The 12,464-nt window shown below is 71.7% G+C and carries 10 protein-coding genes, 2 tRNA genes and 1 pseudogene; 9 read left to right on the top strand and 4 right to left on the bottom strand.

Annotation, left to right across the window (positions count from 1 at the left end):
* Positions 1–102 precede the first annotated feature (102 nt).
* Positions 103–1,668, bottom strand: coding sequence for an NAD(P)/FAD-dependent oxidoreductase (locus NH287_RS10870; RefSeq protein ID WP_253035628.1), 1,566 nt, complete (start codon positions 1,666–1,668; stop codon positions 103–105).
* Between the two features lie 31 nt (positions 1,669–1,699).
* Between NH287_RS10870 and NH287_RS10865 the strand changes: the two genes are divergently transcribed.
* The 5 genes from NH287_RS10865 (at position 1,700) to NH287_RS10845 (ending at position 4,992) form a co-directional block, all read left to right on the top strand.
* Positions 1,700–2,488 carry an inositol monophosphatase family protein gene (locus NH287_RS10865; RefSeq protein ID WP_253035627.1) on the top strand — a complete coding sequence of 263 codons (789 nt, stop codon included), beginning with the start codon at positions 1,700–1,702 and terminating at the stop codon, positions 2,486–2,488.
* Between the two features lie 185 nt (positions 2,489–2,673).
* Positions 2,674–4,017: a M23 family metallopeptidase gene (locus NH287_RS10860; protein WP_253035626.1), complete on the top strand. Its 1,344-nt coding sequence runs from the start codon at positions 2,674–2,676 to the stop codon at positions 4,015–4,017.
* Between the two features lie 64 nt (positions 4,018–4,081).
* Positions 4,082–4,153: transfer RNA gene (locus NH287_RS10855), tRNA-Thr, on the top strand.
* A 23-nt stretch (positions 4,154–4,176) separates the two neighbouring features.
* Positions 4,177–4,250: transfer RNA gene (locus tag NH287_RS10850), tRNA-Met, on the top strand.
* 307 nt (positions 4,251–4,557) lie between these two features.
* A complete protein-coding gene (locus NH287_RS10845; protein ID WP_217530727.1) occupies positions 4,558–4,992 on the top strand; it encodes a hypothetical protein in 435 nt (144 codons plus the stop codon).
* A 383-nt stretch (positions 4,993–5,375) separates the two neighbouring features.
* On the opposite strand, the gene NH287_RS10840 is transcribed toward NH287_RS10845, so the two are convergent.
* Positions 5,376–5,633, bottom strand: a complete 258-nt coding sequence (locus NH287_RS10840) for a hypothetical protein (protein ID WP_217530731.1) — start codon at positions 5,631–5,633, stop codon at positions 5,376–5,378.
* Between the two features lie 114 nt (positions 5,634–5,747).
* Between NH287_RS10840 and NH287_RS10835 the strand changes: the two genes are divergently transcribed.
* Positions 5,748–6,242, top strand: coding sequence for a metallophosphoesterase (locus NH287_RS10835; RefSeq protein WP_253035625.1), 495 nt, complete (start codon positions 5,748–5,750; stop codon positions 6,240–6,242).
* Positions 6,243–6,309: 67 nt separating this feature from the next.
* Positions 6,310–7,922: pseudogene (locus NH287_RS10830) on the top strand (DHA2 family efflux MFS transporter permease subunit).
* On the opposite strand, the gene ligD reads toward NH287_RS10830, so the two are convergent.
* Complete coding sequence (gene ligD, locus NH287_RS10825; protein WP_253035624.1) at positions 7,883–9,115, bottom strand: non-homologous end-joining DNA ligase; 1,233 nt, start codon at positions 9,113–9,115, stop codon at positions 7,883–7,885. The pseudogene NH287_RS10830 and the gene ligD sit on opposite strands and share 40 nt — an antisense overlap.
* Before the next feature lie 100 nt (positions 9,116–9,215).
* Here ligD and NH287_RS10820 point away from each other — a divergent pair, with 100 nt between their 5' ends.
* Positions 9,216–10,511: a M18 family aminopeptidase gene (locus tag NH287_RS10820; RefSeq protein WP_253035623.1), complete on the top strand. Its 1,296-nt coding sequence runs from the start codon at positions 9,216–9,218 to the stop codon at positions 10,509–10,511.
* A 67-nt stretch (positions 10,512–10,578) separates the two neighbouring features.
* Here NH287_RS10820 and NH287_RS10815 read toward each other — a convergent pair whose 3' ends face one another.
* Positions 10,579–11,601 carry a hypothetical protein gene (locus NH287_RS10815; RefSeq protein ID WP_253035622.1) on the bottom strand — a complete coding sequence of 341 codons (1,023 nt, stop codon included), beginning with the start codon at positions 11,599–11,601 and terminating at the stop codon, positions 10,579–10,581.
* 246 nt (positions 11,602–11,847) lie between these two features.
* On the opposite strand from NH287_RS10815, the gene NH287_RS10810 reads away from it, so the two are divergent.
* Complete coding sequence (locus NH287_RS10810; RefSeq protein WP_064002954.1) at positions 11,848–12,459, top strand: PadR family transcriptional regulator; 612 nt, start codon at positions 11,848–11,850, stop codon at positions 12,457–12,459.
* Positions 12,460–12,464 lie beyond the last annotated feature (5 nt).

The raw sequence follows: 12,464 nt of genomic DNA, 5'->3' as shown, positions 1-12,464 counted from the left end.
GCTCCGGATGCTCCCTCGCCGCAGGTCCCGCCGGTGCCGCCCCTCCCGGGCGCGCCCGACGCGCCCCCGGCGCCGCCCGTCCCGCCGCAGCAGCACTGATCCTCAGCGCGACAGCATCTCCAGGGCCGCCATCGCGGCGTTGTGGCCGCCGATCCCACTGACGGCGCCGCCGCGCCGGGCGCTCGACCCGCACAGCAGAACACCCTCGACACCGCTCGAGACCCCCCACCGATCCGCGGGGGTCTCGAGCGGTTCGTCGTCCGCGGCCCACGGCCACGACAGGTCGCCGTGGAAGATGTCGCCGCCCAGCATCCCGAGATCCCGCTCGAGGTCGGCCGTCGTCCGTGCCTCCACGCACGGCGAGCCGTCCGGCGTCCGATGGAGCACGTCGGCGATCGGTTCGGCGAGCACCGCGTCGAGCGAACGCTGCGCGGCGGCCCCCAGGGCGTCCCGGTCGACGGCGCCGTCCGCGACGAGCCGGTGCGGGACCTGCAGTCCGAACAGGGTCAGCGTCTGCGCGCCCGAGGCCCGCAGTTCCGGCCCGAGGATCGACGGGTCGGTGAGGGAGTGGCAGTAGATCTCGGCCGGCAGCGGATCCGGGATGCCGCCCTCCGCAGCCCGGTCGTAGGCGGCATCCAGCTGCGACAGCGTCTCGTTGATGTGGAACGTCCCCGCGAACGCGGCGCGCGGGTCCACCGCCGTGTCGCGCAGACGCGGAAGTCGCGAGAGCAGCATGTTGACCTTGATCTGCGCGCCCTCGGGCGTCGGCGCTTCCGTCCCCGCGGCGCCGCCCGCGCGGAGCAGGCGGTCGAGGACCGCCGCACCGACTCCGCTCAGCAGCACCCGGGCACCGAGCCGCTCGCCGTCGGCGAGGACGACCTCGCCGTCCGGCGAGGCGGCGACGACCTCGGCGCCGGTGCGGATCTCGGCGCCGGCGCCCCGCGCCGCCCGCTCGAGCTCGCCGCTGACCGCACCCATGCCGCCGACCGGGACGTCCCAGTCCCCGGTCCCGCCGCCGATGACGTGGTACAGGAAACACCGGTTCTGGCGCAGGGAGGTGTCGTCCGAGCGCGCGAACGTGCCGATCAGTCCGTCGGTGAAGGCGATACCGCGTGCGATGTCGGTCTGCAGGCCGTCGCGCAGGAACTCCCCGAGCGGGCGGGCGGTCACGGCCTCCCACAGGGCGTCGTTGCCGACGGCCGCGCGAGCGTCGCGTTCCCGCTGCAGCGGCGCGGTCACGGTGGGGAACAGCGCCGCGCCGAGCGGGGCGAGACGCTCTGAGAAGCGCGCGAACCGGCCCGCTTCGTCGGCGTCGCCGGTGGCCCGCGCGAAGCTCGCGGCGGTGGCCGCGGCATCCGCGTTGTCGATGAGGATGCCCTGGCTCGGGTCGTCAGGCAGCGGCGTGTACGACGAGTAGCGGCGGCGTTCCAGGCGGATGCGCAGCCCCAGGTCGTCGATGACGGTGCGGGGGAGCAGGCTCACGAGGTACGAGTAACGCGAGAGGCGCGCGTCGACGCCCGCCCACGGCCGTTCCGAGACGGCGGCGCCGCCGACGTGGTCCTGCCGCTCCAGCACCGTGACGGTGCGTCCTGCCCGGGCGAGGTACGCGGCGGCGACGAGGGCGTTGTGGCCTCCGCCGATGATGACGACGTCGCGGGTGGCGCTCATAGTGCCCAACCTAGCGGCGTAGCGTGGAGGGATGGATGCCGCTGCGCTCGCCGACCTCGCCCTCGACATCGCCCGCGAAGCCGGCGCCCTCGCCCGGCAGCGCCGCGAGGAAGGTGTGGCCATCGCCGCGACGAAGTCCGCGATCGCCGACATCGTGACCGAGGCCGACCGCGAGGTCGAGGCGCTCATCCGTGCGCGGCTCGCCGCCGAGCGCCCGGACGACGGCTTCCTCGGCGAGGAGTCCGGTGCCGAGCGGGGCACCTCCGACATCACGTGGGTGGTCGACCCGATCGACGGCACGGTGAACTACGCCTATGGGATGCCGCACTACGCCGTCAGCATCGCCGCGGTCTCCGGTGAGCCGACACCGCCCACCTGGACGGCGCTCGCGGGCGTCGTGCACAACCCGGCGGTGGGGGAGACGTTCCACGCCGTCCGCGGCGGCGGCGCCTGGCGGGGCGAGCAGCGCCTCGCGGTGTCGCAGGTCGGCGAAGCCGGCGGGCTGGTGGCGACCGGATTCGGGTACGACCCGAAGCACCACGAGGGCGACCTCGCCCGCGTCGCGGCGGTCATGCCGCTCGTGCGGGACCTCCGCCGTGCCGGCGCGGCCTCGCTCGACCTCGCGTACGTCGCGGCGGGGCGCCTGGACGGCTATTTCGAGCGCGGTCTGCATCCGTGGGACCACGCCGCGGGTGCGCTGCTGGTGACCGAGGCGGGCGGCCTCGTAACCGGTGCGCCGGACGGATTCCCCGGCCGCGAGATGACGGTCGCCGCCGGACCGGACCTCCTCCACAGGATCGTCGCTGCGATCGGGTTGTGAACGGACATGCCATTCTCAGCCCCGTCGTGTAGCGTGTTTATCTGATCGTTACCTTCGCTGCCCGAGCGGAGGATTCTGACCTTGCAGCCCGCGGCCCCCGCCGCTCTACCCGAGAGCCCGCACGTTTGACTTTCGAGAACTCCCCCACCGACGCGCCCGCAACGCATCGCGACCGGCATTCCCCTGTGTCCGGCGCCACGCCGCTGACCCGTGCGGAGCTTCGGCGCCGCGCCGCCGCCGCTCCGGCTGCGAGCGAGGCCGAGGTCGCCGCGGCGCAGGCTGTCGCGGCGATGGGCGAGGTCATCGCAATGGTCCAGGCGAGCGAGACCCCGGCGCTGCGCCGTCGTCGCGACCGTGCCGCCGCGTCGGCGGAGTCCACCGTCGCCGAGTCGGAATCCGCGAGCCGCGAGTCCGCGTCCCCCTCGATCGTCGAGTCGGTCGTCGCTGAGACCCTCGCCGAGGCGCTCTCGGATACCTCCGCCGCCACCCTTCCTCTTCGTCGCCGTACGCGCACCCCGCGGACGGCGACGGTCGTTTCGCCCGTCCCCGAAGCTCCGCGGGTGCCCCAGTTCCTCGACGAGACGATCGTCCTGCCGTCGGCGTCCTCGACCCACACCTCGCCGCAGGATGCGGGCCCCGCCGTCGACGAGTTCGAGTTGGCGGCGAAGGTGTTCTCCTTCACCGGTGAGACGCCCGTCCAGGTCGCCCGGGCCGCCGTCGACGCCGAGGAGCACGCACGGCGCACGACCCGCGTCCGCATGGCCGAGCAGCCGCGCCGCCCGCGACGTGGTCGCGTGCTGCTGAAGCGGGCTGCTGCGGCATCCTTCTCGATCAGCGTCGTGGGTGTCGTCGGTCTCCTCGCCATCGGGACGACCACTCCCGTCACCGCCGTCGGTGCGTTCGGTCAGGACGTGAGCGGCGACATCTCGCTCGCCGCCCAGGCCACGGACGCCGACGCCCCCGAGATCCAGGCGTACGTCGCCGGCTCAGACGCCGGTGAGACGACGCTCGCCCGGTCGGGGGAGTACGACATCGAGTCCATGGCCGACGTGGCCGCCCAGTCCGGTGTGACGCAGTTCGCCGGCACGTGGGTGAACGACGAGACGGCCGCCGTGCAGTGGCCGTTCCCGGTGGGTGTGCCGATCTCGGCGCAGTTCGGTTCGAAGTCGTACCTGTCGAAGTTCTCGCGCCCGCACCGCGGCACGGACTTCACGTCGGGCGCCGGCGCCGAAGTCCACGCCGTCGCCGCGGGCACCGTCCGCATCGCGACCGAGGCCGGCGGCGACTACGGCGTCACCGTCGTCATCGACCACATCATCGACGGCAAGCTCGTCTCGACCCGGTACGGCCACATGCAGTACGGATCGCTGCGGGTCTCGCCCGGCGAGACGGTCGACGCCGGTGACGTTATCGGGCGGGTGGGGAACACGGGCAAGTCGACGGGTGCCCACCTGCACCTCGAGGTGCTGCTCGGCGGCACCACCCGGATCGACCCCGTGCCGTGGCTGGAGGAGCACACGGAGGGCTGACCCGTGACATCGGGGATGCCGCGACTCTGGTATCCTCTTCTAGTTGCCCGCGTGCGGGCAGCACGCCCCGATAGCTCAGTGGCAGAGCACTTCCATGGTAAGGAAGGGGTCGTCAGTTCAATCCTGACTCGGGGCTCGCAGCATCTCTCGGATGCTCGTGGCGGGGTAGCTCAGTTGGTGAGAGCGCACGACTCATAATCGTGAGGTCGCGGGTTCAAGCCCCGCTCCCGCTACGCAAAACCCCCGGCTCCACCCGGGGGTTTTGTTGTTCTCGTGTGCCGGGTGCGCGGGCCGATATGCTCGCCGCATGCTGCCAGGGCGCGCTCCACGAGCACTGGGTCTTCCCGGCCACGGCGCGGGTGATCGAACGCGCGAGGTGACGACATAGTTAGCCGGCGATCGTCGCTGTCCGTTGCGGCCACGGTCCTCACGGTCACGGTTCTCTCCGCATGCAGCGCCGGCTCCCCGCCGACGGGTCCTCTGTTCGAGGACGTCCCGGACGGGGCGCACGCCTATGTGTATGTGGCCAAGGGGCAGCCCATGGAGTTCACCGACGGCTTCGACACCTTCGCCGCACCCGAGGATTCCGACGTCGTCATCGAGTCGGTCCGATCGATCGGTGACTCCGACGAGGTCACTGTGATCGGCACGCTGCTCTCCGGCCCTCTGGGCGAGAACGGCATCTGGCAATCGTTCGACGCCTATCCGCCGGTCGAGGGACTCGATGGCGACACGTTCGAGGCGGCCGGGGCACGCATCCCCGCGGGGTCGGGGCACTATCAAATCCTGATCGGGTATCGCGGCGACCTCACGAGGATGTCCGTCCGGCGAGGAGTCGAGGTCACCTACCGGATCGGGGACACGACATACCGGGACACGTTGCGGGCAGGCATCGTCATGTGCCCACCCGATGAGGAACAGGCATGCGGCGACGAGATGGACCAGCTCGTGGACGAGCTCGCCGACACCAGCTGAGCAGAGACTCGGGGTGTCGTGTCCGGGGTCAGCCCGCGGTGGACGCCCGCACCACCAACTCGGGCGGGAACACGGTCTTCGGGACCGCGTGCAGACCGTCATCAACGCGGGCGCCGGGCTCGGCGTGCTCGTGTCGGACCGGTTGCGCTGTTCGCGGACGAGCAGCGGGTCGGCATCGTCGCGGCGTGGCGCGCGCAGTGACGGGCGTGCTGCTCGTGTGGAGCACCCGCATCTTCGTCGACAGCCCCGCGGCCGGCGTCGGCGTCCTCGCGAGTCCTGACCGCGGCCTCGCGTACGCAGATGCAACAGATCCGGCCCGACACGCCGCACCGCCGGGGCGGGCGTCGGCGTGTCGGGCCGGATCCCTTGCATTCGTGAACGGGTCAGAGGTCCTCGGGCGACAGGTCGCCCTCGCCCTCCTCGCCCAGTTCGACGACCACGGGGTCCTCACCCTGCGATTCGGGCTGGATGTCGCTCGCGGCATACGTCTCTTCGGGGTCCTCCGCCGGGGCGTCGTCGAGGGGGCGCCCCTCGAACTCCGCGTCGGCCGCAGCGGTGTCGCCGACGGTCGTGTCGCCGAGCGGCGCATCGGCCGGGTCGAGGCGGATGCCGTCGTTGTCGCCGGTCTCGGGTGTGCTCATGTCGCGGTCCTTCCTCGCGTGCCCGGGCGGTCGCACCGGGCATTCACTCTGCGCTTCCTCGCCATCGGTCCGCAGGGGCTGTCGCCCACCGGGCGCCTCGGCTACCCTGCCGCGATGACCACCCGGCTGCTCCTGATCTCCGACACGCACATCCCCGGCCGCGCCCGGCGCCTGCCCGACGCAGTACTGCGAGAAGCGGATGCCGCAGATCTCATCGTCCATGCCGGGGACTGGGTCGCGGCATCCGTCCTCGACGACCTGCGGCAGCACGGCGACGTCCTCGGGGTCTACGGCAACAACGACGGCGAGGACCTGCGCGCCGTTCTGCCGGAGGTCGCGCGCCGCGAGGTCGAGGTAGTGCGGATCGCGGTCGTGCACGAGACGGGGCAGAAGCAGCGTCGCGAGGAACGGATGGACGTCGCCTACCCGGATGCCGACCTCCTGATCTTCGGCCACAGTCACATCCCGTGGGACACGACGACGCCGCGCGGGATGCGGCTGCTCAACCCGGGTTCGCCGACGGATCGGCGTCGGCAGCCCCACCACACGTTGATGACGCTGGAGCTCGCGGACGGCGGCATCCGCTCTGCCCGGCTCCACAGCATCTGACGAGGTGCCCTCTGCCGCCGGAGGAGTACTATCGCCGTCGGATTGCTAGAAAAGCGAGGTAAATGTCATGGCGAAGGACTCCCGGCGGTGGTTCGGTCTCGTCTTCATCAGCGTCGCGGTCTCGCTCATCATCGTCGACTCGACGATCGTGAACGTCGCGGTGCCCTCGATCGTCGAAGAGCTGAAGATCAGCTCGACCGAGGTGCAGTGGGTGCAGGAGGTCTACACCCTCGTCTTCGCCTCGCTGCTGCTGTTGTTCGGCGCCTTCGCGGACCGGTTCGGGCGACGGCGCATCATGCTGCTCGGCGTCGCGATCTTCGCCGCGTCGTCGGTGCTCGCGAGCTTCGCGCCGACGGGTGAGCTGCTGATCCTCGCCCGTTTCGTGCAGGGTATCGGGGGCGCCATGATCCTGCCGACGACCCTGTCGCTCATCAACTCGACCTTCCGCGGCCGCGAGCGCGGCATCGCCTTCGCTGTCTGGGGCTCCACGATCGGCGGGATGGCCGCCGTCGGGCCGCTGCTCGGCGGATGGCTGACGACGGCGTTCTCGTGGCGGTGGGCCTTCGGCATCAACGTGCCGCTCGGGATCATCATCGTGATCGGCGTCCTGCTGACCGTCGCGGAATCCCGCGAGGCCCGCAGGCGGTCCATCGACGGTGTCGGGGCGCTCCTGTCGGTCATCCTCTTCGGCTCGCTCGTGTTCGGCCTCATCGAGGGGCGCACGTTCGGGTGGTGGACGGCCGAGGACGGCCTGACGATCGGCGGGTGGGAGTGGCCGTTGACGATCTCGCCGATCCCGTTCGCCTTCGCGGTCACCCTCGTCGCGCTCGTGCTCTTCGTCTGGTGGGGCCTGCGTCGTGCCCGCCGCGGACAGGACCCGCTCATCGACTTCTCGCTGCTGAGCATCTCGTCGTTCCGTAACGGCAACATCGCGGCGCTCGTCGTCTCGCTCGGCGAGTTCGGACTCATCCTCGCCCTGCCGCTGTGGCTGCAGTTCGTCCTCGCTTCAACGCCCTGCAGGTGGGCTTCCTGCTGCTCGCACTGGCGGGCGGCTCGTTCGTCGCGAGCGGGGCCGCGGGCGCGTTCAGCGGCAAGGTCCCGGAGGTCGTCGTGGTGCGCGTCGGCATCCTGGCCGAGATCGTCGGCATCGCGTGGGCCGGGTTCATCATCGGACCGGATGCCGCCTGGGGCTGGCTCATTCCGGCGCTCGCCGTGTACGGGTTCGGCGTCGGACTCGCGACGGCGCAGCTCACCGGCGTCATCCTGCAGGATGTCCCGGTCGAAAAGTCGGGCCAGGGGTCGGGCATGCAGTCCACCGCGCGCCAGGTCGGCTCGGCGCTGGGCGTCGCGATCCTCGGGACCGTGCTGTTCACGACGACCGGAGGTGTGCTCGCGGCATCCCTCGACGACGCCGGGGTGCCCGCCGCGCAGGCCGACACCATCGTCTCGGCCGTCGTCGACTCGGCCGGTGCCGCGATCGCCGGGTTCGAGGCGGACCCGGCGCAGGCGCAGATCGCGGATGCCGCGCGCACCGCGTTCTCGGACGGCACCCGCGCCTCGGCGCTGACCGCCGCGGGCTTCTTGGTGATCGGCCTCGGCGCGACCTACGCCCTGGGGTCGGGGCGCCGGCGCGAGGAGTCTCAGGAGTCGCGGCCGGCGGAGCGCGTCCAGGGGTCGTAGTCGACCTCGAGCGGCTCCTGCGGGGGCCGCTCGGGTTCGGGGACGTGCTGCAGGTTGACGCGGACGCGGTACCAGAGCGAGCTCGATCCGCGCATGCCGTCGACGAGCACGTCGGCGGGGGAGAGGCGGCGGGTGACGTCGGGATGCCGCGCCTTCCACCGCTCGAGACCTTCGAGGGCCTCGTCCTTCGTCGCGGCTCGCGAGATCTCGATGAGCGGCATCGTCGACTGGCGGCGCCCGGTACCGTCGCCGCCCCGGGGCGCCTTCTCCGCAGGCCCCAGGCGCTCGGCGAGGTCGAGCAACCGGTCGAGCGAACCGGGTGCGTCGTCGATGCCCGCGTGCGCGTCGCCGCGCTCGGCGAACAGGGCGGGAACCGTGCGCACCGTGAACGCCTCGGGACGGACCTCGCGCAGGTCGTCCCAGTCGACCGGCATCGACACGCGGGCGTCGGGGAGCGGGCGCACCGAGTAGGCCGAGGCGACCGTGCGGTCCTTCGCGTTCTGGTTGAAGTCGACGAACACGCTCTCGCCGCGCTCCTCCTTCCACCAGTGCGCCGTCGCGAGCCCCGGCGCCCGGTTCTCGACCTCGCGCGCGAATGCCTGCGCGGCCAGTCGCACCTGCGGATAGTCGTGGGCCCGGTCGGTGCGGACCAGGATGTGGATGCCGCGCGATCCCGACGTCTTCGGCCAGCCCACGAGCCCGACGTCGGCGAGCACGTCGCGCGCGACGAAGGCGACGTCGACGATCTGCGTCCAATCCACGCCGGGCATCGGGTCGAGGTCGATGCGGAGCTCGTCCGGGTGGTCGAGGTCGTCGGCGTGGACCGGATGCGGGTTGAGGTCGAGGCATCCGAGCCCCACCGCCCAGACCAGGCCCGCGGCATCCCGGATCACCGCCTCTTCGGCGCTCGTCCCCGAGGCGTAGCGGAGCGTCGCGGACGACACGAAGTCCGGCCGGTTCTCGGGCACGCGCTTCTGGAAGAACGCCTCCTGACCGATGCCCTTCACGAAGCGCTTCAGCACCATCGGGCGGTCGGCCACGCCCCGGAGCGCGCCGTCGGCGACGGCGAGGTAGTAGTCGGCGAGGTCGCGCTTGGTGATGCCCGGCTCGGGGAACACCACCTTGTCGGGGCTCGAGAGCCGCACCTCGTGCCCGTCGACCTCGAGCGTGACCGCGTCGTCCTTCTTCGCCATGCGCCCGGTCTACCGCGCCCGCGCCGGCCCCGCCACGGGGTTGCGGCGCGGCTGTGTCTACGATCGAGAGGTCCCGTCCGGCATCCCTCCTGGAGGTCCCATGTCCACGCCCGTGTCCGGCACGGCCGCACTCGACCACGCCGCCGACCTGGCCGACTTCGTCGCCGCCTCGCCGTCGAGCTACCACGCCGCAGCCGAGGTCGCCCGTCGACTGCGCGAGGTCGGCTTCCGCGAGCTCGACGAGCGCGAGGCCTGGCCGGCGCAGCCGGGTGGCCGGTTCCTCGTGGTCCGCGACGGTGCGGTGCTCGCCTGGATCGTCCCGGAGAGAGCGGATGCCGCGACCGGCGTCCACGTCTTCGGAGCCCACAGCGACTCACCCGCCCTGAAGCTCAAGCCGCGCCCCACGACCGGGTCGCACGGGTGGCTGCAGGCCGGCGTCGAGGTCTACGGCGGGCCGCTGCTGAACTCCTGGCTCGACCGTGAGCTGCGCCTCGCGGGTCGCCTCGTGCTCGACGACGGCACGAGCGTCCTCGCCGCGACCGGACCGCTCCTGCGTCTGCCGCAGCTCGCGATCCACCTCGACCGCGAGGTCAACGACGGGCTCGCCCTCGACCGGCAACGGCAGACCCAGCCGGTCTGGGGTCTGGGCGACGCCGACTCGGCGGATCTGCTCGGCGAGCTCGCGGCGCAGGCCGACGTCGACGCGACCCGCATCCGCGGATACGACGTGGTCACGGCGGATGCCGCACGCGGCGTGGTCTTCGGCAAGGACGATGCGTTCTTCGCCTCGGGGCGGCTCGACGACCTCGCGTCGGTGCACGCCGGTGTCGTCGCGCTCGCGCGCGCGGCGGACGGGTTCGACGGGGAGCGCATCGCGATGCTCGCCGTCTTCGACCACGAGGAGGTCGGCTCCGCCACCCGCTCCGGTGCCGCGGGGCCCTTTCTCGCCGACGTACTCGAGCGGATCCAGCTCAGCCTCGGCGCCGACCGCGAGCAGCAGCTGCGCGCCCTCGCGTCGTCGTGGTGCGTCTCGAGCGATGTCGGTCACGCCGTGCACCCCAACTACGCCGAGAAGCACGACCCCGTCGTCCAGCCGCGGCTGGGCTCCGGCCCGATCCTCAAGATCAACGCGAACCAGCGCTACGCGACCGACGGCGCCGGGGCCGCTGCGTGGCACCGCTGGTGCGAGACCGCCGGTATCGGCTCGCAGGAGTTCGTCTCGAACAACGCGGTGCCGTGCGGCTCGACCATCGGTCCGATCACGGCGACGCGACTGGGCATCGCCACGGTCGACGTCGGCATCCCGATCCTGTCGATGCACTCGGCCCGCGAGCTCGCGGGCGTCACCGACCTGTACGACCTCGCCCGTTTCGCCGAGGCGGTCTTCACCTCCTGAAACGGCGGATGCCGCGGGCCCGCCGACGTCGTGTCGGGGACCCGCGGCATCCGGGGGCGTGCGGGGGTCAGTACCAGCCGTTGGACTGGGAGTGGCCCCATGCGCCGCAGGGGCTGCCGTAGCGGCCGTCGATGTAGCCGAGGCCCCAGGCGATCTGCGTCGCCGGGTTCGTCTTCCAGTCGGAGCCGGCGCTGCCCATCTTGCTGCCGGGCAGGGCCTGCGGGATGCCGTAGGCGCCGCTGGAGGAGTTGTAGGCCTGGTAGTTCCAGTTCGACTCCTTGTTCCAGAGGGAGACGAGGCACGAGAACTGGTCGTCGCCCCAGCCGTAGTTTCCGAGCATGCTGCGCGCGGTCGCCTGCGCGGCGCCGGCGGACGTGCCCGAGGCGGCGCGCTTGGTCGTGCCGGCGGAGCTCGACGAGCCCGACGACGACGAGCCGGAGGAGCTGGACCGGGATGCCTCGGCCGCGGCAGCTTCTTCGGCGGCCTTCTTCTCGGCAGCGGCCTTCGCAGCAGCCTCGGCCTTGCGCTTCTCCTCGGCCAGACGCTCCTTCTCCTTCTGGATGGCGGCGTCCAGGCGGCCCTGGAGCGCGCCCGTCTGCTCGTTCACCTCGGCGACCGCCTCTTCGACGGCGGCGGTGGCGTCGCGCGTGTCGAGCAGCAGCGGGAGGGCGGAGACGTTCTCGAGGTCCGAGACGGCCTGAGCGAGGTCATCGGTCTCGACCGTGGTGTCGTCCGTACCGACGTCCAGCTTCGAGGTCGCGATGTCCGCGGTGACCTTCTTCGAGGCTGCGACTGCGTCGTCGGCGCGGTCGAGGGTGGACTGGATCTTCGAGGCGGGGACCGAGGTGCCGACGCCGGCGGTGATCGAGTCGGGCAGTGCCTTCGTGAACGAGGCCAGCGCGATCGCCGGGGTCGATTCGGCACGTGCCGTGGCCGGAGCGGGGGCCATGGCGGTGGCGCTCGCGGCGATGGCGAACGCGGTGGTCAACGTCGTGAGGACGAGGACCGGACGGCGCCGGAGTCGGCGTGCGTCGGTGCGGGTCGTGCGGATGGATCGGCGGGTGGGGGTGGATGGCGTGTCTGTAGGCATGCAGAGAGAAAGGTTCCGTGTAGCGAGAACACGCTCCGATGGAGCGCGCGTGTCCGTTCGGGCGGGCACGAGTCGCCCACTCTGTCCCACGTTCCTGGGCGTTACCCGAACGTTACCTGGACAGTCACGTCGTCGACGGTATCCGAAAAAGACCTGGTCACGATCCCTGGGAAGTTGCTGACGCCGCCCATCGAATGTCGTCAACGATATATCGTTGGGTATCGGTCACCATCTGGAGGAGACATCATGAACAGCTCATTCGGCTCGCAGGGCTTCGGTTCGGGCGGCTTCGGCGGCGGCGGTCGCGGCTTCGGATCGGGGTCCCAGGGCTTCGACCTCAGCGGCCTCGGCGCGAATCTCATGGAGGCGTTCGAACAGTTCCGCACCCAGTTCGACCAGCGTCCCGCATCGCCCCGGATGAGCCGCGGCGACGTCCGCACCGCCGTGCTCGCCCTCCTCGCCGAGAAGCCGATGCACGGGTACCAGATCATCCAGGAGATCGACTCGCGCAGCGGCGGCTCGTGGAAGCCGAGCGCCGGCTCGGTCTACCCCACTCTTCAGCTCCTCGCCGACGAGGGCCTGATCGTCGCCGAGGAGGCGAACGGTCGCAAGACGTACTCGCTGACGGACGCCGGCCGGATGGTCGCCGAGGAGGCCGTGGGATCGGCCCCGTGGGAGACCGCCGCGCCGCAGAAGGAGCACCCGCACCGCGCGACCGCGCTGCCCAAGGCGGGTGTCGAGCTCGCCCAGGCCGCCGCGCAGGTGGCGCGCTCCGGCTCTCCCGAGCAGGTGGCACAGGCCGTCGAGATCCTCGACGAGGCCCGCCGCCGGCTCTACGCCCTGCTCGCGCAGGGCTGACCCGC

Source organism: Microbacterium sp. CnD16-F (assembly GCF_024124465.1).
Classification (GTDB): Bacteria; Actinomycetota; Actinomycetes; order Actinomycetales; family Microbacteriaceae; genus Microbacterium; species Microbacterium gawkjiense.
Note: the sequence above shows the minus strand (reverse complement) of the source record. Positions and strands in the feature narration are given on the sequence as shown.

What these genes read in the sequence shown, in the direction of transcription:
- NH287_RS10820 (WP_253035623.1), top strand. Translation starts at nt 9,216, where the DNA reads ATGTCCACGCCCGTGTCCGGCACGGCCGCACTCGACCACGCCGCCGAC.
- NH287_RS10865 (WP_253035627.1), top strand. Translation starts at nt 1,700, where the DNA reads ATGGATGCCGCTGCGCTCGCCGACCTCGCCCTCGACATCGCCCGCGAA.
- NH287_RS10845 (WP_217530727.1), top strand. Translation starts at nt 4,558, where the DNA reads ATGGAGTTCACCGACGGCTTCGACACCTTCGCCGCACCCGAGGATTCC.
- ligD (WP_253035624.1), bottom strand. Translation starts at nt 9,115, where the DNA reads ATGGCGAAGAAGGACGACGCGGTCACGCTCGAGGTCGACGGGCACGAG.
- NH287_RS10815 (WP_253035622.1), bottom strand. Translation starts at nt 11,601, where the DNA reads ATGCCTACAGACACGCCATCCACCCCCACCCGCCGATCCATCCGCACG.
- NH287_RS10840 (WP_217530731.1), bottom strand. Translation starts at nt 5,633, where the DNA reads ATGAGCACACCCGAGACCGGCGACAACGACGGCATCCGCCTCGACCCG.
- NH287_RS10835 (WP_253035625.1), top strand. Translation starts at nt 5,748, where the DNA reads ATGACCACCCGGCTGCTCCTGATCTCCGACACGCACATCCCCGGCCGC.
- NH287_RS10810 (WP_064002954.1), top strand. Translation starts at nt 11,848, where the DNA reads ATGAACAGCTCATTCGGCTCGCAGGGCTTCGGTTCGGGCGGCTTCGGC.
- NH287_RS10870 (WP_253035628.1), bottom strand. Translation starts at nt 1,668, where the DNA reads ATGAGCGCCACCCGCGACGTCGTCATCATCGGCGGAGGCCACAACGCC.